At 51.6% G+C, this 21,826-nt stretch carries 21 protein-coding genes and 1 pseudogene; 4 read left to right on the forward strand and 18 right to left on the reverse strand.

Translation table 11 applies throughout. The features are described from left to right. The 3 genes from QY332_20770 to QY332_20780 are packed head-to-tail and all read right to left on the reverse strand — an operon-like array spanning position 1 to position 3,382. On the reverse strand, positions 1 to 1,287 hold the full coding sequence (locus QY332_20770; protein ID WKZ36046.1) for a pitrilysin family protein: 1,287 nt from the start codon (positions 1,285 to 1,287) through the stop codon (positions 1 to 3). Continuing rightward, a complete protein-coding gene (locus tag QY332_20775; protein ID WKZ36047.1) occupies positions 1,288 to 2,550 on the reverse strand; it encodes a pitrilysin family protein in 1,263 nt (420 codons plus the stop codon). It abuts the gene before it with no gap. A 19-nt stretch (positions 2,551 to 2,569) separates the two neighbouring features. Further along, on the reverse strand, positions 2,570 to 3,382 hold the full coding sequence (locus QY332_20780) for a hypothetical protein (protein ID WKZ36048.1): 813 nt from the start codon (positions 3,380 to 3,382) through the stop codon (positions 2,570 to 2,572). A gap of 149 nt (positions 3,383 to 3,531) precedes the next feature. Here QY332_20780 and QY332_20785 point away from each other — a divergent pair, with 149 nt between their 5' ends. Beyond that, positions 3,532 to 4,842, forward strand: coding sequence for an FAD-dependent oxidoreductase (locus QY332_20785; protein WKZ36049.1), 1,311 nt, complete (start codon positions 3,532 to 3,534; stop codon positions 4,840 to 4,842). Between the two features lie 162 nt (positions 4,843 to 5,004). On the opposite strand, the gene QY332_20790 is transcribed toward QY332_20785, so the two are convergent. Beyond that, positions 5,005 to 5,517 (reverse strand): hypothetical protein, encoded by a 513-nt coding sequence (locus tag QY332_20790; GenBank protein ID WKZ36050.1) that lies wholly within the window; start codon positions 5,515 to 5,517, stop codon positions 5,005 to 5,007. Positions 5,518 to 5,535: 18 nt separating this feature from the next. Then, a complete protein-coding gene (locus QY332_20795) occupies positions 5,536 to 6,720 on the reverse strand; it encodes a CoA transferase (protein ID WKZ36051.1) in 1,185 nt (394 codons plus the stop codon). An 11-nt stretch (positions 6,721 to 6,731) separates the two neighbouring features. Here QY332_20795 and QY332_20800 point away from each other — a divergent pair, with 11 nt between their 5' ends. Then, positions 6,732 to 7,481, forward strand: a complete 750-nt coding sequence (locus QY332_20800; protein WKZ36052.1) for a hypothetical protein — start codon at positions 6,732 to 6,734, stop codon at positions 7,479 to 7,481. A 46-nt stretch (positions 7,482 to 7,527) separates the two neighbouring features. Here the strand turns inward: QY332_20800 and QY332_20805 are convergent, their stop codons facing one another. From QY332_20805 to QY332_20825, 5 genes and pseudogenes are all read right to left on the reverse strand, one after another. After that, positions 7,528 to 7,737, reverse strand: a complete 210-nt coding sequence (locus QY332_20805; GenBank protein ID WKZ36053.1) for a cold-shock protein — start codon at positions 7,735 to 7,737, stop codon at positions 7,528 to 7,530. A 169-nt stretch (positions 7,738 to 7,906) separates the two neighbouring features. Then, the gene (locus QY332_20810; protein ID WKZ36054.1) at positions 7,907 to 8,392 is read right to left on the reverse strand and encodes a nitroreductase family deazaflavin-dependent oxidoreductase; all 486 of its coding nucleotides are present in this window, start codon (positions 8,390 to 8,392) and stop codon (positions 7,907 to 7,909) included. Beyond that, complete coding sequence (gene dtd / locus QY332_20815; GenBank protein WKZ36055.1) at positions 8,389 to 8,829, reverse strand: D-aminoacyl-tRNA deacylase; 441 nt, start codon at positions 8,827 to 8,829, stop codon at positions 8,389 to 8,391. The genes QY332_20810 and dtd overlap by 4 nt, the downstream gene beginning before the upstream one ends. A gap of 64 nt (positions 8,830 to 8,893) precedes the next feature. Continuing rightward, a complete protein-coding gene (trpS, locus tag QY332_20820) occupies positions 8,894 to 9,880 on the reverse strand; it encodes a tryptophan--tRNA ligase (GenBank protein ID WKZ36056.1) in 987 nt (328 codons plus the stop codon). Positions 9,881 to 9,891: 11 nt separating this feature from the next. Continuing rightward, positions 9,892 to 10,080, reverse strand: a pseudogene (locus tag QY332_20825) (Rdx family protein). Positions 10,081 to 10,247: 167 nt separating this feature from the next. On the opposite strand from QY332_20825, the gene QY332_20830 reads away from it, so the two are divergent. Further along, positions 10,248 to 10,520 carry a zinc ribbon domain-containing protein gene (locus QY332_20830; GenBank protein ID WKZ36057.1) on the forward strand — a complete coding sequence of 91 codons (273 nt, stop codon included), beginning with the start codon at positions 10,248 to 10,250 and terminating at the stop codon, positions 10,518 to 10,520. Between the two features lie 62 nt (positions 10,521 to 10,582). Beyond that, the gene (locus QY332_20835; protein WKZ36058.1) at positions 10,583 to 11,257 is read left to right on the forward strand and encodes a hypothetical protein; all 675 of its coding nucleotides are present in this window, start codon (positions 10,583 to 10,585) and stop codon (positions 11,255 to 11,257) included. 69 nt (positions 11,258 to 11,326) lie between these two features. Here QY332_20835 and QY332_20840 read toward each other — a convergent pair whose 3' ends face one another. The 8 genes from QY332_20840 to QY332_20875 form a co-directional block, all read right to left on the reverse strand. Continuing rightward, a complete protein-coding gene (locus tag QY332_20840) occupies positions 11,327 to 12,850 on the reverse strand; it encodes a glycosyltransferase family 39 protein (protein WKZ36059.1) in 1,524 nt (507 codons plus the stop codon). An 8-nt stretch (positions 12,851 to 12,858) separates the two neighbouring features. Beyond that, the gene (locus QY332_20845; GenBank protein WKZ36060.1) at positions 12,859 to 14,412 is read right to left on the reverse strand and encodes a hypothetical protein; all 1,554 of its coding nucleotides are present in this window, start codon (positions 14,410 to 14,412) and stop codon (positions 12,859 to 12,861) included. A gap of 24 nt (positions 14,413 to 14,436) precedes the next feature. Next, positions 14,437 to 15,657 carry an MFS transporter gene (locus tag QY332_20850; GenBank protein ID WKZ36061.1) on the reverse strand — a complete coding sequence of 407 codons (1,221 nt, stop codon included), beginning with the start codon at positions 15,655 to 15,657 and terminating at the stop codon, positions 14,437 to 14,439. A gap of 111 nt (positions 15,658 to 15,768) precedes the next feature. Next, complete coding sequence (locus tag QY332_20855) at positions 15,769 to 18,060, reverse strand: NADP-dependent malic enzyme (protein ID WKZ36062.1); 2,292 nt, start codon at positions 18,058 to 18,060, stop codon at positions 15,769 to 15,771. Positions 18,061 to 18,242: 182 nt separating this feature from the next. Beyond that, positions 18,243 to 19,349, reverse strand: a complete 1,107-nt coding sequence (locus QY332_20860) for a DegT/DnrJ/EryC1/StrS family aminotransferase (GenBank protein WKZ36063.1) — start codon at positions 19,347 to 19,349, stop codon at positions 18,243 to 18,245. Further along, on the reverse strand, positions 19,346 to 20,335 hold the full coding sequence (locus QY332_20865) for an NAD-dependent epimerase/dehydratase family protein (protein WKZ36064.1): 990 nt from the start codon (positions 20,333 to 20,335) through the stop codon (positions 19,346 to 19,348). Before QY332_20865 ends, QY332_20860 begins: the two co-directional genes overlap by 4 nt. Beyond that, positions 20,325 to 21,077, reverse strand: a complete 753-nt coding sequence (locus QY332_20870) for a glycosyltransferase family 2 protein (GenBank protein WKZ36065.1) — start codon at positions 21,075 to 21,077, stop codon at positions 20,325 to 20,327. The genes QY332_20865 and QY332_20870 overlap by 11 nt, the downstream gene beginning before the upstream one ends. An 8-nt stretch (positions 21,078 to 21,085) precedes the next feature. Next, a complete protein-coding gene (locus QY332_20875; protein WKZ36066.1) occupies positions 21,086 to 21,799 on the reverse strand; it encodes a class I SAM-dependent methyltransferase in 714 nt (237 codons plus the stop codon). Positions 21,800 to 21,826 lie beyond the last annotated feature (27 nt).

A 21,826-nucleotide genomic window follows, 5' to 3' on the forward strand; every position in this document is an offset into this window, starting at 1 on the left:
TTATGGTCCCGCCGTTGCAATTACCAAACGTTCAGGATCAATATACTTCCGGGCAGTATCCACCACATCTGCGCGCGTGACGCCCCGCACCATGCCTTCATAACGTTGATAGTAATCCATGCCCAGATCGTAGCGATGAATATTCAAAATAGCATTAACCACACCGCTGTTCGATTCGAACGAAAGTGGCAGGCGCCCAATGTAATTCGCCTGATTGTCCGCCAGTTCATCCTTCGTCACGCCATGCCTTACGAAACGGCGCAATTCCTTCTCTATCAAATCAATCGCTCTCTTTAAATTCGACGGGTTCACACCCGCGCTCACCTCCCAACTCCCAGGACCGGTCCCTGAGTTCAGGGATGAATAAGCATAATATGCCAGACCTGATCTTTCACGCACCACATCGCCGATGCGCCCCATCATGCCAAACTGTCCCAACACCGAATTCGCCAACGATGCGGCCATATAGTCCGGATCTTTGCGGCTCGGTCCGAACATGCCAACAATAAGATCAGACTGGGCTTTGCCGGCAAGCTTGCAATGTCGTTTCACTGTTCTGCGAACAGGCTTGTGCGGAGGAAGGATCGGCGCATCCGCCTGACCTGGAACCTGCCAGCTGCCGAGGACATGCTCCACCGCTTCGACCGCTCTATTCGGGCGGATGGCACCCACAATGGCAATGACCATGCCCCTCGGTCCAAAATGGAGGCGATGGAAATCCTTCAGATCCTTTCGCGTAATGGATTGGATCGTCTCCGGAAACCCTTCGCTTGGTCTGCCATATGGATGCCCGTCAAACAGCATTTGATCGAATGCCATCTCAGCCATATCCGCCGTATCCTGCGTGCGGATGGCAAGCCCCGTGAGCAATTGCGCACGCAGGCGTTCCATCTCATCCTTCGGAAAGGTCGGCGATTGCAGGGATTCGGAAAGCAGTTTGAGCAAAAGCGGAAGGTCCTCCACGAGCGAACGTCCGCCAAAGCTTAAGTTATGGACACCCGAATCGAATCCCATGCCAGCGCCTACAGATTCAAGCTCGTTGTAGATCGCATCAAAACTTCGCATTTGTGTGCCCCGCATCAGGGCGGATGCAACAAAACCTGAAAGCCCCAATTTTTCATCACGCTCGAAGATCGCGCCGGCGGGCAGGTATCCTCCCATGCTGATGGATGGACTGTTAAAGTTCGAACGCGCAAGGACGGTAATGCCGTTTGAAAGCACAGCCCGATAAATATCCCTGGGGTTTGGCAGGGATATACTCATGAGTTTTGTGGTAGGCTTTGCCAATTACCCCTCCAAACCTTTCGGAATATATGTGCCGATGACGCGGTTGGCGGGTTGGAAATAGGTACGTGCCACGCGCTGCACGTCCCGCGGGGTGACCTTGCCAAGTTTATCCAAGTAGGTCGTGAACCAGTCATACGTTGAGAACATGGCGGTGTATCCCATCCAAAACGCCTGATGGGTAACATTCTCGCTTCCATAGGCAAAGACAGCGCGTGCCTGTTTCACCGCCCGCCTGATCTCAGCGCTGGAGACCAGTTCATCCTGCAACGTATTGATTTCTTTATCCAGAACCGCCAATGCATCTTCGGGTTTCCGTTTGGGATGACCAGTGATCGTGATGCGATAAAGGTGGGGATCTATGCTGGCTTGTGACCAGCCGGAGACATCCACTGCATGGCCTTTGTCCACGAGTGCTCGATAGAGACGGGATGTTTTATAGGAAAGGCCGCTCGCCCCATTGAGCAGACTGTCCAGCACCTGAAGAGGGAAATAGTCCGGGTCCGTGGCGCTGGGAAAATGATAGGCAAGTTGAATGAAGGTTGTCTCACCGGGACCCTCAATGGAAAAACGTATCTCCCCCTTTTGCTGCGGTTCCGGACGCGCGAGCCGAGGCGGATTTGGTCCTTTGGGGATGCGTTCGAATAATTGCCTGATGCGCTTCAAGAGCGGCCTTGTTTCAAAATCACCGGCTACTGAAAGCACTGCGTTATTGGGGACATAATAAGTGCGGTAATGCGCGTACAGGTCATCGCGGGTGATGGCAAGCAGGTCCGCCATATCACCGATGATCTCATGGTGATATGGATGCACACGAAATGCATGGTTCTGGATGGCCTCGCTCAACCTGAACATCGGCTCATTCTCATGGCCTTCCCGCTCGGAAATAATGACCGTTCGCTCGGAGGCGACTTCTTTTTCAGTAAAGATGCTGTTCTTCATGCGGTCTGCTTCGAGGCGCAGGGCGAGATCAATTTTACCGGCCGGCATGGTTTCATAATAGCGCGTTGAGTCATGGGACGTGGACGCATTCCAGTGCCCGCCTTCGCGCGAAATGGCTTTATCCAGAATGTTTGCGGGAAATTTTTTCGTCCCCTTGAACATCATGTGCTCGGTCCAATGCGAGATGCCGGTTTTACCGGTCGGTTCGTCACGCGAGCCAACACGGTACCAGATCCACGAGGATATGATCGGCGCGGTGTGGATCTCTTTGAGCATGACCTTCATGCCGTTCTTAAGGGTGACTTGCGAGATGGGATTTGACATGTACCTCCATAAACCGCTGTTACTTGCAGATCGGTTCCCCATCTAAATTAACCGCATTTCCGTTCACAATGCAATAAAGAGGTTTTATGACTTCCTGTAAGCCGGCGAAAGGCTCGTGCAGTTGTGTTTGACTTAACGGAATATCCACAGGTACATTCAAAACAACCGGGACGGTGGTGTCCACCGGGACGGTTAAACGTAGAAAAACAGGCAGGGTGGTTCCTTGCGGCAGGACGATGGTGGTGGCTGCCCGTGTGATGTTCAATCCGCCGGTGTTGACGGTGACGAGCGCATTGTTGATCGTCACATCCTGGCTGAGGACAACATTCGTCTGCTGGTTAAGCTCCAGGTCAAACTGCACGGGGATGGTCGTATTCACCTCAATATTCGTCTGAATATGCGCGCGGTCCATTTTTTCAAAGTTCCCGTACAACCCGCCCAATAAATGATTTCCAAAGTCCAGCAAATAGGATGCGGTCATGCCGTATCTATGTACGCCGATCAGCAGGGCAATCAAGACAATCACAAGAATCCCGTTGACGGTAAGAGAGATGATGCTTGCAGTCGTCCAGAAGCGGGGACCAAAGATGGAGTCGCCGGTCTTCGCAGAAGCAGCAGGCTTCAGTTTAGGTTGCGAAGCGGGCGGAAGTTTTGGGATGGCTTTCGAAACCGTCACATCCTGCACGGGAGGCGCATCCTTTTTTTTTCCGTCCATTTTTGGCAGGAAAGATGCAGGATGGCTGTTCTTTTTTGGCAGGCGGGTGATGGGAGGCGTGCTTCCCAGTAATTTTCGCAATCTGCTGGCGGGATCGTCCCTGGGTTCGTCGGTCATGGTGACTCCTGTATGAAACAAGGCTTAATATTAGCATAGTTATAACAGATTTGTTTTAAGATGATTACGGTAATAAAACGTCTTGTGATGGGGGTACTTTTCAAATATAATGAGACAGTTTTGGTCTACATCGAGGAGGCTCTTGGAACGTGGAAAATAAATTCTTTGTCGCCGTGATCGGCGCAGGGCCGGCCGGCCTGTTTGGCGCACGCGAACTTGCAAACCAGGATGTGCGTGTGGCGATGTTTAATCGTGACATAAAAGCCGGCGGTCTCGCAGAATACGGCATTTACCCTGAAAAACATGCAATGAAGGATGGGCTGCGCAGGCAGTTCCGACAAATACTCGACCTTGCGAACATTGATTACTATGGAAATATCTCTGTCGGCACGAACGGCGACCTGACGCTTGACGATATACGCGCGCTCGGTTTTGATGCCGTGCTTGTTACGGCTGGCGCCCAAGGGACCAAGTCGCTTGGTTTGCCGGGCGAGGAACTGGGGGGCGTATATCACGCCAAGGACGTTGTCTATTTCTACAATAAACTGCCTCCATTCAGCCGCAAGAATTTCCGTTTTGGAAAACGCTGCGCCATCATTGGTGCAGGCAATGTGATGGTGGATATTGCGCGTCATCTTATCTCTGTGCAAAAAGCCGAGGAAGTGACCGCCGTCGTACGTCGCGGTCCGGCCGAGGTGAACTTCACCAAGGACGAAATGAAGCACCTGATCTCCTACCTGGATTTGGATGAATTTGACAGGGAAATGGAGCGTGTTAAGCCGGCTCTTGAAGCGATCCATCAGGACCTTGAAATTGGCCGCCATAAAATTTTAGATTCCCTCACGAAGGCAGACCCAAAGATCGAGAACGCAAAATTCCATTTTGACTTCCTCGCCTCGCCCACCGCCATGCACGGTGAGAACGGCTTGTTGACCAAGCTGGAAGTTGAAGACAACATCCTGACCGAGAAGGATGGCAGGACGAGCGCCAAAGGTACCGGCACCAAACGCCTGATTAACGTGGATACTGTCATCTTCGCAATCGGCGACAGGGTGGACGATGCCTTCGGCCTGCCGGTGGAATGGAATGAGTTTGTTAAGAGCGAGAGCCCGCGCTTCCCTGTGGATGGTCTATCCTATGAATCTACCGTTGAAGGGGTATTCGTCGGCGGCTGGTCGCGCAAGGCGAGTGATGGACTCGTCGGCTATGCCCGCAAGGACGGCGTGAACGCAGGCAAATCCGTCCTGCAATATTTACAAACCAAATTGCCTGCCGGCCTCGATGCGGATATGGTGGTGGAAAAAATGAAATCCCTTCACAAATCCGTCATCACAAAGGACGACCTCAAGCGGCTTGAAGTGGTTGAGGCAGAGGAGGCCAAAAAGCGCGGATTGGAGGAATTCAAATTCGCGAGCAACGAAGAGATGCTGCAGGCGATGGGTCTCATCGAAACCGCGTAAGTTTCCCCCTTCCTTTCATGAGGAAGGGGGATTTTTTTATTTATACGGCTTTCAAATCCTGGACACCGCGCCGTGCAGTCCATGCGCACCTGAATCGGGCCGGCTTGGTCACCCAAAGCAAGCAGTAGACTCCGCTGTTGACGATGTATCACATCTGCAAGCCTAGGTCGAGCAGTGAACCCGCTCAATAAGCCTGATATCCCCCGTGGGCTCGTACAAACTTGGATATTCGCTCTCTTCCTGTAAATATTCACCCAGCAAAGGCTTCAAGGGGAAATAAGTGAATTGATAACATGCATTGATTTCAATCCTGTCCCAGGTTTCCTTTGACAGCCCAAAAACATAATTCCGCTCACCATCGCTTGTTTCCACCACATAGTCAGTACAATAGCTTTTGTTACATTTTGTTGTAATCTCGTTCTTCTCCAAAGCCTGCACAAGCACGGTTTTATCCCCATTGTGATAGGTGTTATACGCCGAAACCGATACGCCGACCCCAACCAATAATAAAATGAACCCAATACATCCTGTTGCGATCCGCTTAATGGGCTGTTCCCTGCGGGCAAAAAACGAAGGCACTAAAGTCACCAGCCCGAGCAAAACTGAAAAGACGATCATAAACAGACTCCCGGAAAAGGTCTTCAGGGGAGAAGCGGAATAGATCAGGGCATCCATGGTTAAACTCCAATAACGTTATTTGATGCACTCGCGTTCCAGCAATCCTTGTACCTGTTCATCAGAATAGCCAAGCACATCTTTCAATACTGAACGAGTATGCTCGCCCATCAACGGTGGTGGCAGCTGATACTGGACAGGTGTTCGTCCCATCTTAAGCGGAGAACCGACCAGAGGCAACACCCCAATGGTGGGATGCTCCATTTCCACCACCATCTTCCGCTCTTTGACATGCGGCATCGAAAAGACCTGTTCAAAATTATTGATGGGGCCACAGGGGAATTTGTCCTCCATCAACCCCAGCCACTCGTTTACCGTTCTGGTTTCAAAGATGGGCATGAGCATGGAAATTAATGCCTCCCGATTTTCAACTCTTGCAGAGTTTGTAGAAAAGCGCGGATCGGCGGTTAATTCAGGCTTATCGATGGCGCTGCATAAACCTTCAAACTGTTTATCATTCCCAACCGTAATGACAAACCATCCGTCATGCGCACGGAAACTTTGATACGGCACGATGTTCGCATGGGCATTCCCATATCGCTTTGGCAGGTTTCCAGAAATTAAATAATTGCTCGCCACATTTGCCAGCCACCCGAGTTGTGAGTCAAATAACGAAATATCCAAATGCTGGCCTTCGCCCGTTAGGCTCCGCGCCTGCAGCGCGGCCAGAATAGCAATGGCCGCATTCTGGCCCGCAAACAGATCGGCAACGGCAACACCAACTTTCATCGGCCCGCCGTCAGGTTCGCCGGTGATGCTCATGATTCCACCCATTGCCTGGATCATAAAATCATAGCCGGGTTTATCGCGCAGGGGACCTGTCTGCCCAAAGCCTGAAATCGAACAATAGACCAAACGCGGGTTCAGTTCATGTATGGTCTCGAAATCCAGATTAAATTTTTTCAGGGTGCCGGGGCGAAAGTTTTCGACCAGCACATCGCTTTGCATGGCAAGATCGCGCAGGAGATTTTCCCCATCCTTCGTCTTTAAATTCACCACCATGCCGCGTTTGTTACGGTTCACACATAAATAATATGCACTCTCGCCGCCCGCAAACGGCGGTCCCCAGCCGCGCGTCTCATCGCCTTCGGGCGGCTCCACCTTTATCACATCCGCTCCCAGGTCGCCAAGAACCAGCGTACAATATGGGCCGGCAAGCACACGGCTTAAGTCCAGCACTCGAATTCCCTGCAAAGGTTGCATAGCAGCTCCTTATGAAACGCGACTTATATTTTAGCAAACCATTGATCAACGCGGCGGGATCACTTGGATTCGCACCTGACCAACGCAACGGCATTGCCTTGGATTCATTCGGCGCGTTCGTGACAAATCCGATCTCACTGCGCCCGCGCCTGCCAGCTGCCCGACCGGCCCTGATCCAGTTCCCCGGCGGATTTCTGCTCAACAACGGACTGCCGAATCCCGGGTTAAGGGGCGTGCTTAAAAAATATTCCACAAAGTGGAACCGCGCCGATCTGCCCATCATCGTCCACCTGATGGCAGACCGCCCTGAAGAGACACAGAACATGGTGCGAGATCTTGAGACGGTCGAGAACGTGATGGCAGTCCAGCTTGGTTTTGCACCGTTGCTTTCAAATGACATTATTCTATTGAATTTGGAAATGTGCCTTGGAGAAATACCCCTGATCTTTGCATTGCCCCACGAGCAGGTGCTGACCTTGGGTCCGCGTTTGGTTCAACATGGCGCAGATGCGATCAGCCTGGCTTCCCCTCGCGGGGCTTTATATGATACGGATGGAGGATTAATCAGCGGACGGTTGTACGGGCCATCCTTATTCCCGCGCGCACTGGACGTGGTTCGCTCGGCAGCGATGATCGGGATTCCCATCATCGGGGCTGGCGGAGTGTGGACGGATATGGATGCGGAGTTCATGCTCAAGGCGGGGGCAGTGGCTGTCGAAACAGATGTCCGCTTATGGATCCCGAAAGATGCGGCTAAATAAAAGAAGAGTCCCGTCTTGCGACGGGACTCTTCCGGCCAGGTTCGGATTAAAGAACCACTACGTCGGCGGCTTGCAAACCCTTGGGTCCCTGTTCGATGGTGAATTCCACCTTTTGACCCTCTTGCAGGTTCTTGAAGCCGTCGCCACGAATGGCGGAGAAGTGGACGAAGACGTCAGGACCGCCCTCGCGCTCAATGAAACCAAAGCCCTTGGTTCCGTTGAACCATTTTACCGTACCGATGACACGTTCAGACATTTTTGCCTCCTAAGCAAAAGATAATAAGGTGACGCAGTATGTCTTTCATCGGGTGGTAAATGGAACAACTCAAATGTTGTGCTTTGAGCGATCTTCTTAATACTTCCACAACGAAAACGTACTTGCATCCTACAAGCGCAACTTTATCATGAAATTCTCATCTTGGCAATTATTTGACCGGCTCCAAAACGAGCACGGGTATTCGACGATGCGCGGCACGTTGCCTGTATTTTTCATATCCCTCGTAATAAGAGACCGCCATCCGCCAGTATTTTTCGCGTTCATCGCCTACGGTTTCACACGCCCGGTATTTTCCTGACCGTTCACCGAATTGAACCTCACAATCGGGGTTGTTCCTGAGGTTGTAATACCAGGCGGGGTTATGCTGGCGCCCAAAATTCGAGGCGATCAACCCGATCTTTTCGCCATCCAGCATACCGATGAGCAGGGTTGTATATGGCTTTCCAGTCTTTGCCCCCATGGTCTTGAGCTGTACAATATTCCAACCCAAAAGTTCGGTGATGGTATGTTTTCCATTCGTCAATTTTAGAACCACACCGTCCATGCGATGAGCGCGGGGGGCAAAAAATGCAGTAACAGGACGCAGCATAAATAAACGATGCAGAAACCGCTGAAGGAAATTTGGTCGTTTCATTCCTTCTCCAGCCAGATGGTGACAGGTCCGTCATTGTGTATTTCCACTTCCATATGCGCGCCAAATTGACCGGCCTGCGTCGGGACGCCGTGTCCACGCAAGAATTCGATGAAACGATTGACCAAGGGCTTGGCAACATCGGGCAAAGCGGCATCAATGAACGATGGGCGGCGTCCCTTGCGGGTGTCGGCATAAAGCGTGAATTGTGAAACGACAATGGCTTCGCCCTTGACGTCCAGCACGGAGAGATTCGTCTTGCCATGTTCATCTTCGAAGATACGCAGGTTCGCCGCCTTCTCGGCAAGGAATTTTGCCTGTTCATCCCCATCTCCATGACCCACCCCCAATAGAATCAACAGGCCTTTTCCAATGCTGGAAATGGTTTGTTCGTTTACGGTAACGCCGGCTTGGGAAACTCGCTGAATTAATGCGCGCATGAGATAAATGCAGGGGCGGGGTTAACCTGCCCAAAGGCACGGAGAGAGCGCCCCTACAGGAAATTTACGGGAGTTGCATCGCCTCGCGGACTTCTTCCATCGTTTTCTGCGCGATGGCGCGGGCGCGTTTGCCGCCGTTGATGAGCACATCCTTGACATAATCCGGCCTGATTTCCAATTCAGCGCGTCTGGCACGGAACGTCTCAAGATGCTTGTTCAAATTGTTCGCAAAGCGAAGTTTGCAATCCACACAACCGATTCCAGCCCGGCGGCATTCGGTGTTGATCATGTCCACTTCCTCCTGCGGGGAGAAAATTTTATGCATCGTGAACACGTTACACACATCGGGGTTGCCGGGGTCTGTCTTTCTCTGGCGCGCAGGGTCCGTTACCATTTCGCGCACCCGCTTGACTGTCTCTTCGGGCGTGGATGCAAGTTCAATATGGTTGTTCAAGCTCTTGCTCATCTTGTCCTGACCATCAATGCCGACAACCTTCAAAACCTCGGTATGCTTCACCTGCGGCTCGATCAACGCCTTGGTCTTGTAACGATAGTTGAAGGAACGCACGATCTCACGCGCAAATTCGATGTGCGGGGCCTGATCAATACCGACGGGAACCACCTCCGTTTTGTACAGCACAATATCCGCGGTCATCAACACAGGATAACCGACCAGGCCATAATTCACATTCTCAGGCTGCTGGCGTACCTTCTCCTTAAAGGTCGGCAGATCGGTCAATTTGCCGAACTGGGTCACCATTGAAAGGTAGGTGTGCAGCTCCATCACTTCAGGAACATGCGATTGTACGAACAAAATTGAATCGTCTGGGCGGATGCCTGCGGCGAGCCAGTCCAACGCCATTTCAAAGGTGTTTAATTTCAAATCCTGTGTGGTCTCCACCGTCGTCAGGGCGTGGACATCCACGATGCAGTACACACAATCGTACTCATCCTGCAACGCAACATAATTCTTGATTGCACCAAGGTAATTCCCCAAATGCTGGCGCCCTGTTGGGCGGGCACCTGAAAATACTCTTCCCTTTTTCACCATTCGCTGACCTCTTAATCAACCATCTTTGAGATGGTGGTTAGAATTTCGCCCGCTTCGGCGTGGCGCTTTGTCTCCAATTTGGAATAGACCAACTCCCCGTTCACACTGACCTCGAACTTGCCCCCGTCCGAGGGAATCACCGCCACCGATTCGATGACATGTTCAAAATCCTTGAGCAATTCATCCACCAGACTCACGGCCCGGCTGGTGTAATGTCAAACCGCGCAATAAACAACCTCGATCTTGAGCATAAAGCCCTCCAGAAAAAATGTTAGAAAATTATAACATGCCGCGTCCAAAGGCTTGTCACACCCTGTCAGGCGCGCTATAATGCCACGGTAGTTCCGGAAGGAAGCAAGGAGAAAAAATGCCAGTTTATACCTATCGTTGTGAGGCATGTGGAATTCAATTTGAACGCCACCAGTCGTTCACAGAGTCACCCCTGAAGACCTGTCCCGAATGCCGTAAAAAGGCGCTCAAGAAGGTCATCACCCCCACCAAGATCGTCTTCAAGGGATCAGGGTTCTATGCCACGGACCACAAATCACCGTCCGGCGATTCATCAAAATCGAAGAAAAGCCCTTCCAAGGAAGGTACATCCACCGAAAATAAACCCGCACCAAGCGAAAAATCGGAATAAACCAGATTTTCCGAAGCGCGACGTATCGTCGCGCTTCTTTGTTATCAGGAGAAAACAGCATCATGTCATTGGAAGATATCCTCAAAGTCCTTGTCAACTCCCGACAGCAGGAAAGCTCGCCGCAATCTGCAGACCCAATGACTGATCTGATTGGCAATCTGCTGGCGAACACGCAAACGCAGAGTCAGTCACATACGCCCATGGCACCATCCACCTACCAACCACAACAGCAGCAAACCGGCGGCCTCGGCAGCATGATGGGCTTTCTGGAAATGGTCATGGGTGGCAATCAGGCAGGCGTCACATCGCAACCGTCAATGGCAAATAACCCGATCATGATGCTGCTACAGCCTTATGTTGAAAAACTTGCCAAGAAAATGAACATCCCGCCTCAAATCGCGATGATGGTGGTCTCTTACGTTGCCTACAAACTGCTTGCCCATCATCCCAGCTCCGGGCGGGATTCGAATTCATTCAATCTCGATGAAATGCTGAACCAAATGAACTCCGGGAAAATAGACCAGAGCATCTTTCAGAACAGCGGCATGGTAATGGAGATTTCCAAATCAACAGGCTTGGATGAAGCCACCGCCACCAAAACCCTGAATGCGGCATTTGGCATGTTCAGCAAACAGATGCAGACAGGCAAAACCCCGCCCACAACAACGCGCAAAGCTCCTGTCAGAGGCAGCTTGAAATCCACCCGCGTAAAAAGGGGTGCAAAAGGTAACAGGTAATCCATCTGGCTTGAATCAGGTCAATGGAAATAAAGGCAACGCGTCATTGCGTTGCCTTTATTTATTAGATTATGGCGGTTGAACTGCCTGCCAAACAATGTAACGATTATTTGAAAAGACATCCACCCATTGACCTGTGATAAAGATCTGATCGTTCAATTTTTTTTCTATACGATATGTAATGATAAATTGTGGAATTTCTCCAACAAGGTCCATTGTAGTTTGCACACAAAGCCAGTCCTTTTCCTTTCTGCAACTCTGAAAAAGTGACATTAAACCCGTCTGCCGGCTGTATTCACCCAGCCATTCGCTGCCCCACTGCGCGACAAGTGGCTCGCGTTCAAGCAGAAACGGCAACCATTCTGCTTCATCTTGCGCCAGCAAAGCAAGATATTTTGTATTGACTGGAAAAATCTCCTGCGCACGATCCCCAAGCTCCAGCGCAGATTCATTGAGGAACGGCGAGTGCTTTGAAATTGCATTAATTCCAATCCACCAAATAGTTGCAATGATTGGGACCGAAAAAAACAGTGTTCCGAAATCGCCATGGTTTTTGTTTCCTCTTCTAATAAAGCCATACAGCCTGTTGGATAAAATCCAAAGTCCACATCCGGCAAAAAAGGACCCCAGCCAGAAAACAAACCGCGCATTTTCAGGAAACACTGATGTAATCAGCAGGAAGAATAAGATAAAATTGTACATTTTTTGCTTAAGAAGAAAATAAACGCCGAATAAAAACAAAACTACCAGCACAGGGCTTGTTGAAATTGGAGAAAAGTTAATTTGGAGCAATCGCAGGATGTCTTTGATATTAACGAGAACCGAAGATATATTTTCCCCTCCATGAGAATTAAAAGCGCCAAAAAACACGTCCCAACCATGACGAGATACAACAGGGATAATCCAAATAGATGCCACCAATGATCCAACCAGCGAAGACAAGATTGAATCGCCAATGCGCTTCAACCAATTATGGCTAACCAAGGAATGGAAAGCAATCCATGCAAAACAGAACAGGGCGTAAGCCAGATGGCTTAAGAACGACAAACCAAGGAATAAGCCCGTCAAGATAATATTCTTCACAGAACGATCTTCAAGGTTTCTGGAATAAAAGTAAATCGTCAGGATGGTAAAAATAAAAGCGGGAGCACGGACAATCCCTGCAGACCAGGCATGAGCGATATACAGTTCGGATGATGTGGCGGCAATAATCGCAGTGAATGCCGCAATAAACGGCGACTTGAACAATTTCAGAGACAAAAAGAATGTCAAAACACAGGAAACCAGGCTAAAAAGATGCGGCAGCCAGCGAAGAAAAAAATAGTATTTGCCCGTAAGCTTGATTAAGAAAGCGAGCAAATATAAACCAAAAGGCGGATAGGCAAATGGTATCCCGCCCGGCCCATAATAAGGAGATTCGATGGGCAATAGGAAGTTTGCGTCCGCAATTTGTTGCCCCATCTGGGTGAACAAACCGGCATAGCCCATGGGAAATTGATAAAGGATGGCATTTCGGAAAATCAAAGGAAGGGTGGCAACGATTGAAACGAGGAGCAAGATCTGATCAGTGGAAAAGCGGAGATATTTTTTCATTTTGGGTCTCATTGAATCCCATATATTCTCATATTTCCTCGCTGTCCAATAAATTGAAGACCAAGCTCCTGAAGATTCACCCCATCATTATAGATCTGCGGAAAAATATCTCCACGATAATGACTATTGGGACCTAGGACAAGGAAACGGACGCCCTGTTCCCTGCAGGCTTTTGCAAAAGCATCCCATGAATCATTGGGCAGGGATGGATATTCATCCCTTAATCCCCAAAACCAATCTTCAGACCACTCGCCTATCTGGCGGGGATGATAGGGCATGGTATTGGGTGTATAAAAATCATAGCGATCTGCAAACACTTCATTGGGAGAAGTCATGCCGCTGGCGCGCAAGGTGTATTCAATGGTTGTGAATACCCTGTATTCAGAGCGAGCTGTGCGGATCAAACCGATATCATAGATGACCCAGCCATAAAACGTTTGAAATCCGACTGCAACAAACAGGGCTGTGACCACCCACTGCACCCAGTTTTTCACACCAATATATTTCTGCGCCAGTTCAACAAACGCTGCCAACAGCACCGCGACAGAAGGCAAATAGATGCTCATCAAAATCACAGGGGAACGGGCACTGTCACTCAAGGAAATTGGGATGGCGTACAACACGATGAAAATCAGGGAGAATAATGAAAAATGTGCGAAACGTCCCTTTGGAGAGAGCAGGTACGCAAGGACCGCCGCCCACGCATGGGAAATGAAATAGAGAAAGAAAGGTTTATATAAATCAAAAGCACGGACAGGGTTTTCAGCAATCGTGTTAATCAGTGAAAACCCAGCGATCTCTTCGGGTCCGGGCGGATGGGTCCAATCAACGCCGTAAAAGAATTTGTAAAGATTAAATGCCTGTGCCGTCTCAAACACGCCATGACCTGAGATGAGATTCACGGCCACCTGCATTCCAGCCACAAGCGCCAGCGCACCGAGCAGGAAAAGGCGCAGACGAAAAGGGCGAATGCCGAACAACAGGAGCCAGCCAGCCAAAATCGCAAGGAAGGAAACTGCCGCATGGGTGCGCCATAGAAAGGATAGACCGAGCGAAACGCCGATCATAACCGCTTGAGGAGCTTCCAGTTCAGTTTGATCTTCGTCAAACCATTGACGGCACAACAAATACACGGCAAAGGCTGTGAAAGCGGCGCTGCCAATATCAGGGCTGAGGGTATTCGCATTTTGAAAGACGAACGGCGCGGCAATGGAGGAAAAGAACGCAAGGATCGTGGCGGGAATGGAACGGGTGGAAAGAATCAGCGTCGAAACAGAGGCGGTAAAAAGTCCGGCGAGAAGCGCATTGAGAAGGTATGAAAGCGGCAACACGTACGTGAACGGCATCTGACCGACGAGGAAGGGATATCCAAATGGATAAAACCCATTGTAAAGCGACTCGGGCTCCGAGAGAGTCATGCGGCGTCCATAGTAAAGGATGTTCCAATAGTCGTTGCTCAGGACGTGAAACTCAATATACCATCCGACTGCAAAGGTCAACCCCGCACCAAAGGCAAAGAACAGCCAGAACCATTTAAAGTGAATGCCCAGTATTTTTTTCATCACCATACTCTACAGATATACCTTCTATTTTCTGCTCATCCATACCGCCACCACCACCAGCGGGACCAGCGCAACACCTGCACTGAGATATGCCATCATGTTATACCCGAGTGCGGCAAATATAAACCCGCTTTCCAGGCTGCCAAACGCGGAGGCAAGCCCAACAAGCAGGTCATTGAAGCCTTGCGTGCGTGAGCGTTCCAGCGGTGAGAGTTGATCGGCAAGCAAGGTGGAACCACCTACAAAACAAAAATTCCAACCCAGCCCAAGCAAAAACAAGGCAACGCTCAAGGGCAGGACATCGGGCGAGATCGTGGCTGCAATGCATGAAACCACGAGCGTTGCAGAACCGATCAGAATCACAACCGCGCGTCCCCAACGATCTGCAAGCCGGCCGGAAATGATCGAAAATGCATACATGCCAAACGTATGCGAGGAAATTACCAGCGAAATATCGGGCAGGCCATGGTTATGTCCACGCATGTGCAATGACGTAATCACCATGACCAGCACCATCACCATCTGCCCCAATACCATGCTGGTGACGGCAACCAGCGCAGCGGGCTGACGAAGAATCGCAAGCACGTTTCGTACCCTGCCAGTGCCTGTCACAGTTTGAGGGAATTGCTCCGCCACCTGCTTGCCGATCTCACGCGGATCGGGGCGCAGACCGATAAACACAACCACTGCCGCAATCGCAAACAAAAACAAGCTGACCAGATATGCGCCGGCCAGTTCGTCAATGCCCCACGGACCGATAAGTGCGCCTGCAGGTCCCGCCACGAACGGACCGATCACCGAGCCAACCGTCCCGCCGATGACCACGTTTGAGATTGCGCGTCCCCGATGCTCGGGCTTGTTGACCTCCGCCGCCGCAAAGCGACCCAACTGCACTGCCGCGTTTGCAATCCCCATCAACACCATGCCTGCCAGAAACAGCGGGAAGGAGTGAATCGCAATCGCATAAAACGTCACGCCAGAGCCGGTCATGCCCATGCCTAGACCGGTTACCAGGCCGCCACGCCGTCCGATTGCGTCAAAAACGTATCCCCACATCAATGCCGAGAACGCACCTGCCAGCAAATACACTGCCGTCGGCACACCCGCCCAGCTTGCGTTCTGGCTGAGTTCCTTGCCAACAATGGAGTTGAGCGTCGCCGCGGCAATAAATCCCGCCGAGGCAAGGGATTGTTGCGCAAACAAAATACCTGTAATTTTTCGGGCAGTGGCTTCGAGGTTGTTCACAAGCAGTATCCTTTGGATGAAATCAAGCAGGAATTATACACTTTAACAAAAAACGACCCTGAGCCAAAACCCAGGGTCGTCACCACCTGCCTGCCAACCTACCAAACCACCCTACTTCCTCCTCCCCTTCTTTTCCACTGCCTTCTCGCCACGTCCCATCGCATCCATCACAGCCACAGACGCAATTTGCACGATGGCGTTCACATCATCACCCGTTTGCAGGACATGTACAGGCGCTCCCATGCCAAGCAGGATCGGTCCAATTGCCTTCGCATTGCCAAGACGTGAAAGCAGTTTATACGCGATATTCGCAGATTCAAGCGAAGGGAAGACCAGAACATTCGCATCCTTCACCGCACTGAACGGATAACGCTCGTCAATGATCTCAGGCATAACTGCCGTATCCGCCTGCATTTCTCCGTCTACGGGCAGGTCCGGGCAGCGCTCCTTGACCAATGCCACCGCCTTGCGAACCTTGTCCGAGAGGGGATGAGGCGTGGAACCGAAGTTGGAGAACGAAAGGAATGCCACATGCGGCTCAATTTCCAGTTTCAGCGCATAATCCGCCGCGAGGCAGGCGATCTCCGCCAGGTCTTCGCTGGTTGGATCGATATTGACAGTCGCATCCGTGAAGAGGAACACCTTGTCGTCCACGATCATGATGTACACGCCCGCCGCGCGTGCTGCGCCGGGGGCTGTGTGGTGGATCTGCAATGCGGGACGGATCACTTCGGGATAATCATGGGTCAGGCCCGAAATAAACGCATCCGCATCGCCCATCTTCACCATCATGGGACCAAGCACATTCGGGTCGAGCACCTTCTTATGCGCATCGCCCGCCATGACACCCTTGCGCTGGCGCAATTCATAGAAGGATTTTGAATACGCTGCCAGTTTCTTGAACTTGCCGGGATCAATAACCTCGGGCTTGTACTCCAGCCCGAGTGTTTTGAGTTGTTCCGTAACGACACTCTCGCGCCCGATCAACACGGGAGTGGCAATCCCTTCCTCCTGGATTTGATACGCCGCGCGGATGATCTTCTGCTCCTCGCCCTCGGCAAAGACCAGGCGCTTCCTGCCGCCCGACGAACGCGCCTTGTTCTGGAAAAAGTAGCGAATCCGCTCGCCCTTGCCCTGACGGTACGCCAGTTGTTCCTTGTACTCGTCAATGTCAATCGTCTTGCGCGCCATGCCCGTTTTCATCCCCATTTCAGCGACGGCGGGCGCTTCCCACAACAGCACACGCGGGTCCAGAGGCTTGGGAATGATGTACTCACGTCCAAACTTGATGCTCTCGCCACCATACGCACGGATGACGGAATCTGGTACGTCCTCCTTTGCCAACGCTGCCAGCGCCTTGGATGCGGCGAACTTCATCTCTTCATTGATCTGCTTCGCGCGCACATCCAGCGCGCCGCGGAATATGAACGGGAAACCCAATACGTTATTGACCTGATTCGCATAATCCGAACGCCCGGTCGCAATGATGACGTCCTTGCGCGCCTCCCTCGCAAGTTCGGGCTTAATCTCCGGGTCCGGGTTCGCCATTGCAAAGATGATCGGGTCCTTCGCCATGGACTTGACCATCTGCGGTGTCATCACATTCGCCACAGACAAGCCGTAGAACACGTCCGCGCCGCGCAATGCATCAGTCAGGGTTCGTGCCTCGGTCTCTACCAGGAAGCGTTCCTTGTACTTGTTCATGCCTTCCTTGCGGCCTTTGTACACCACACCCCTGCTGTCGCACAGCATAATATTCTCACGCTTCACGCCCCACTTGATCGCCAGTTCCGCGCACGAAATCGCCGAAGCGCCCGCACCTGAAATCACCAGGCGGATCTCCTCATGCCTCTTGCCGACGATCTCCAGCGCATTCGCCAGCCCGGCCGAGGAGATGATCGCCGTGCCATGCTGATCATCGTGGAAGACGGGAATGTTAAGCATCTTCTTTAGTTCTTCTTCGATGTAAAAACATTCAGGGGCTTTAATGTCTTCGAGATTGATCCCACCAAACGTGGGCGAGATGGCCGCGACCACCTTAATGATCTCATCCGGGTCATGGGAATCCAGTTCGATGTCAAAAACATCGATATCCGCAAACTTCTTGAACAGCACGCCTTTGCCTTCCATGACGGGTTTGCTTGCCAGCGCGCCGCGGTCGCCCAATCCCAAAATTGCCGTGCCGTTGGAAACCACCGCCACCAAATTTCCCTTGGACGTATACTCGTAGGCGTCATCGGGGTTTTTTTCGATCTCCAGCACAGGTTCCGCCACGCCGGGCGAATATGCCAAACTCAAATCCCGCTGGGTGTCCATTGGCTTGGTCGGCATGATCGAGATCTTGCCGGGTTTGCCTTTCAGACGATGATATTCAAGCGCATCTTCACGAGTGATCTTAGCCATAGTGCCTCCATTGATTAGATGACAGCCTCGATTTTATTCAAACCCTGTCATTTTTTTATTATCGCACGACTCGACCGAATGGAATAGTTCCTTTTGTCACAATTTTGGATGATAACTGTGGAAACCCATATATTCATACCCCAAGCGGGCCAAAAGTTGTGTGCTGTTTTATTATTTGAGTTTTATGCTGTTTCGGAAATACAATCGGAAACTGCCTGGGAAACCAGGTGTACCTGTTCTTCCGTTAATTCTGGATACATTGGCAGGGATAAAACCTCACGCGAGGCAAGTTCTGTATTTGGAAAACTCCCAATGGGATATCCCAGATCGGCATAGGCGGGTTGGAGATGAATAGGAAGCGGATAGTGAATTAATGTGTGAATCTCACGTGTTTTAAGATCGCTCCTCAATACATCCCTGCGAGGATGACGAATGACAAATTGGTGAAAGACGTGCTCCGAATCCACAGGCGGAACGGGCAAAACCAATTCCGTATTCGACAACCGGTCAAAGTAAATCGCCGCAAGTACCCGACGGCGCTTGTTCCACGCCTCTACATGCCTCAGTTTTACCCGTAATATACCCGCCTGCAATTCATCCAGGCGGCTGTTCATCCCCCTGACCGAGCTGACGTAGCGTTCCTTCCAACCATACTGCCGCAAGAGCCTGACCCTTTCATATAAAGTCCGATTGTCCGTAACCACCGCCCCGCCGTCCCCATACGCACCGAGGTTCTTGGTCGGATAAAAACTGAAGGCAGCGATATCACCCCATGAGCCAACCTTGCGTCCACGGTACAACGCGCCGTGCGCCTGGGAACAATCTTCCACAACAAACAGGCCTTTGAGGCGCGCCAACTGCAGAATGGGCTCAAGGTCTGCCGGACAGCCGTAAAGATGGACAGGAATGATCGCGCGCGTGCGCGCTGTCAGGGTTTGGGCAACCCGCTCAGGGTCAAGACCGAAGCGTGAGAGTTCTATATCCACCAGGACGGGGCGGGCGCCAGTCGCTTCTATGGCGGCGACGGTTGCCACGGCGGTATGAGCTGGAGCAATCACCTCATCATTTGCCCCGACCCCGCAGGCCAATAAAGCCAGCTGCAAGGCTTCGGTTCCAGAGGCAACCCCCAGTGCGCGGGAAACGCCGCAATATTCGGCAAATTCGGTTTCAAATGCCGCGACTTCCTCCCCCAAAATAAATGAGCCCTGGTCAAATATGCGCGCGAAGACATCATCCAACTCCGGGCGAATGCATTGATATTGTTGTTTCAAGTCGATGACAGGGATCATAAATAATGTTCCTTGTTCGCGCGGTAGTACTCCAACACCCTTGTAATGCCGTCATTGAGCGGAACCTGCGGTTTCCAACCCACATCATTTTGAATAAGACTGTAATCGCCGTGATAATCCCCAATGTCAATCCGCTTGCGGTTTCCGGGATATGGAATAAGTGTATAGTTCCCGCTGCCATGCATCTGGACCATGCGGCGGACAAGCTCAAGCAGAGTGATCGGTGAACCGCCCAAGTTGTAGATTTTTCCACGCGTGGATGGATTGACAGCGCACTGGAGCAGGGCGTTCACGACATCATCCACGTAATTAAGGTCGCGTATCTGGCTGCCGTCGCCGAATACCTGTATCTCTTCGCCCTCCAAAAGCCGGCGGAACCATGAGCCGATAAACGTCAGGAGATCATCCTTGATCCTCATGCGCGGGCCATAGACATTCGTCATCCGCAGGACACAGGTTGACATGCCATGCACGCGGTTATAGACAATGTGATACATTTCGCCCGTACGCTTGCTGACGCCGTTGTTATCAAGCGGGGTTAATAAATGGCTCTCGTCAACCGGCAGGTATTGTGCGCGCCCATAGACCTGGCGCGTGCCCGCAAAGACAATATTAATTTCAGGGTTAATTTGCCTGCACACTTCCAAAAGCCGTAACTGCCCAAAGCCATTCACATTCAAATCCTTGAACGGATCCTGCATACTTCCCATGTGACTTACCTGGCCTGCCAGGTTGAATAAAAACCCCTGTCCCTGTACCGCGCGCTTCACTTGGGTTTCATCACCAATATCCGCCTGAACAATGTGAATACGCTCCTTTATGTTTTCAACATTGAAAGGATTGGCGCCCGAGTCAGGGTCAAGGTTGTCAACAATGGTTACAACGGCTCCCAGCTCAACCAGTTTGTGCGCAAGGTTGCTTCCAATAAACCCCAGCCCACCGCTGATCAGCACGTTTTGACGGGAAAATACAGACTCAATATCCATGATGCTTACGCAGATGTTCCTTTTTGATCACAAGTGCCCAGTAAAGCTCTGCAAGCTGAACCAAAGTGCGGGCGATGCGCCAGGGTACAAAGAATTGCGACACGCCATATTTTCGGGAATAGTGAGTGACCGGCACCTCGGCAAAGACATAACCGGCATCCTCCACTTTCTTGACCAGTTCGAGGCAGATCGCGCCGCTGGCGCTCTTCAATTGGATCTCGCCGAGAATCCGCCTTGGGATCAGGCGAAAATCGCAATCCACATCGCGAATGCGGATACCGAACAGAAACCGTACAAAATAATGATATGCGCGCCCGACCAGGGCGCGCATAAACGAGTCATTGCGGGTCAGCTTGTATCCATTGACGACATCCACACCATCTTCAAGCGCATTAACCAATCCAGCCAGTTCCAGGGGATTGTATTGGGAATCGCCGTCGGTGTAAAAGACCCAGTCCTTTGTTGCGGCGGAAAACCCCGTGCGCAAGGCCGCGCCGTATCCCTGGTTGGATGGATGCTGAACCACACGCAATTCCGGATAACGCACGGTCAGTTCCTCCAGCACACAGCCGGTGTAATCAGTACTCCCGTCATTGACGACGATGATCTCGTACTCATCTGTAACCTTGCGCGCGGCGATCGATGCCGCGCTAACCATGCTGGCAATTGTGCCCCCGTCATTATAGGCCGGGAAAACGGCACTGATACTGGAAATATGTTTTTGATCCTTTTCTTTCGCCATTACACCAGTCATTTTCTGCCGATTGCGAACACGCTCAGCCCGTAGGGCAATCCGGCGTGTGCCACGAAAGGCGCTTCACATGCAAGAATGCGCACCAGCAGGTCATTGAATATTCCCACATCCAATGCGAGGTCGGACTGCGCCTCCTTTGCCGGAAACATCCGTTCGCCGAGTCTTTTTATCACAGCCAGAGGAAAGAGCAGCGCATTGGCATAGGACAGATGCAGCACGGAAAAACCGCCTTGTTCAAGCAATTCCTTGACACGTTTTTTTGTGTAGCGGCGGTGGGTATGGACGAGTGTATCGTGCTGGCCGCGCAACCAGTCATAGGCCGGCAAACGCAGAAGAACAAATCCGCCGGGGAGTAAAATGCGGAAAAATTCGCGCAGGGCAGTAATGTCGCTGGGAACAGCCCGCTCGTATAGAACGTCAAAGCTGGTGACAAGGTCAAATGAAGCGGAGGCAAACGGCAGGTCCAGAACGGAAGCGCGGGCGAGGCGGCGGGCATTTCGTTTACGACAAAATTCCAGCGCCTGTGGATACAAATCCACACCGCTTACCTGTCCATGCTCCGCCAGATAGGTCGTCATTGCCGCGCCTGTTCCACAGCCAGCATCCAAAATTTTGGGGTTTGGAGGAAGGGATACCCGGCGATCCAGGAGCGCCCGCGTGATGGATGCCATGCCCCGGTACCACCAATGGCGGTCCTCGACATGATACATGATTTCATACTCACGCGGATCCAAGCG

This window comes from Anaerolineales bacterium (genome assembly GCA_030583885.1).
Classification (GTDB): Bacteria; Chloroflexota; Anaerolineae; order Anaerolineales; family Villigracilaceae; genus Villigracilis.

Excerpts from the sequence above, each read along its gene's own strand:
- QY332_20840 (WKZ36059.1), bottom strand. The coding sequence starts at position 12,850 with ATGAAAAAATATCTCCGCTTTTCCACTGATCAGATCTTGCTCCTCGTT.
- QY332_20865 (WKZ36064.1), bottom strand. The coding sequence starts at position 20,335 with ATGGATATTGAGTCTGTATTTTCCCGTCAAAACGTGCTGATCAGCGGT.
- dtd (WKZ36055.1), bottom strand. The coding sequence starts at position 8,829 with ATGCGCGCATTAATTCAGCGAGTTTCCCAAGCCGGCGTTACCGTAAAC.
- QY332_20790 (WKZ36050.1), bottom strand. The coding sequence starts at position 5,517 with ATGGATGCCCTGATCTATTCCGCTTCTCCCCTGAAGACCTTTTCCGGG.
- QY332_20805 (WKZ36053.1), bottom strand. The coding sequence starts at position 7,737 with ATGTCTGAACGTGTCATCGGTACGGTAAAATGGTTCAACGGAACCAAG.
- QY332_20875 (WKZ36066.1), bottom strand. The coding sequence starts at position 21,799 with ATGTATCATGTCGAGGACCGCCATTGGTGGTACCGGGGCATGGCATCC.
- QY332_20800 (WKZ36052.1), top strand. The coding sequence starts at position 6,732 with ATGAAACGCGACTTATATTTTAGCAAACCATTGATCAACGCGGCGGGA.
- QY332_20870 (WKZ36065.1), bottom strand. The coding sequence starts at position 21,077 with ATGGCGAAAGAAAAGGATCAAAAACATATTTCCAGTATCAGTGCCGTT.
- QY332_20810 (WKZ36054.1), bottom strand. The coding sequence starts at position 8,392 with ATGAAACGACCAAATTTCCTTCAGCGGTTTCTGCATCGTTTATTTATG.
- QY332_20855 (WKZ36062.1), bottom strand. The coding sequence starts at position 18,060 with ATGGCTAAGATCACTCGTGAAGATGCGCTTGAATATCATCGTCTGAAA.
- QY332_20835 (WKZ36058.1), top strand. The coding sequence starts at position 10,583 with ATGTCATTGGAAGATATCCTCAAAGTCCTTGTCAACTCCCGACAGCAG.
- QY332_20830 (WKZ36057.1), top strand. The coding sequence starts at position 10,248 with ATGCCAGTTTATACCTATCGTTGTGAGGCATGTGGAATTCAATTTGAA.
- trpS (WKZ36056.1), bottom strand. The coding sequence starts at position 9,880 with ATGGTGAAAAAGGGAAGAGTATTTTCAGGTGCCCGCCCAACAGGGCGC.
- QY332_20795 (WKZ36051.1), bottom strand. The coding sequence starts at position 6,720 with ATGCAACCTTTGCAGGGAATTCGAGTGCTGGACTTAAGCCGTGTGCTT.
- QY332_20845 (WKZ36060.1), bottom strand. The coding sequence starts at position 14,412 with ATGAAAAAAATACTGGGCATTCACTTTAAATGGTTCTGGCTGTTCTTT.
- QY332_20780 (WKZ36048.1), bottom strand. The coding sequence starts at position 3,382 with ATGACCGACGAACCCAGGGACGATCCCGCCAGCAGATTGCGAAAATTA.
- QY332_20775 (WKZ36047.1), bottom strand. The coding sequence starts at position 2,550 with ATGTCAAATCCCATCTCGCAAGTCACCCTTAAGAACGGCATGAAGGTC.
- QY332_20860 (WKZ36063.1), bottom strand. The coding sequence starts at position 19,349 with ATGATCCCTGTCATCGACTTGAAACAACAATATCAATGCATTCGCCCG.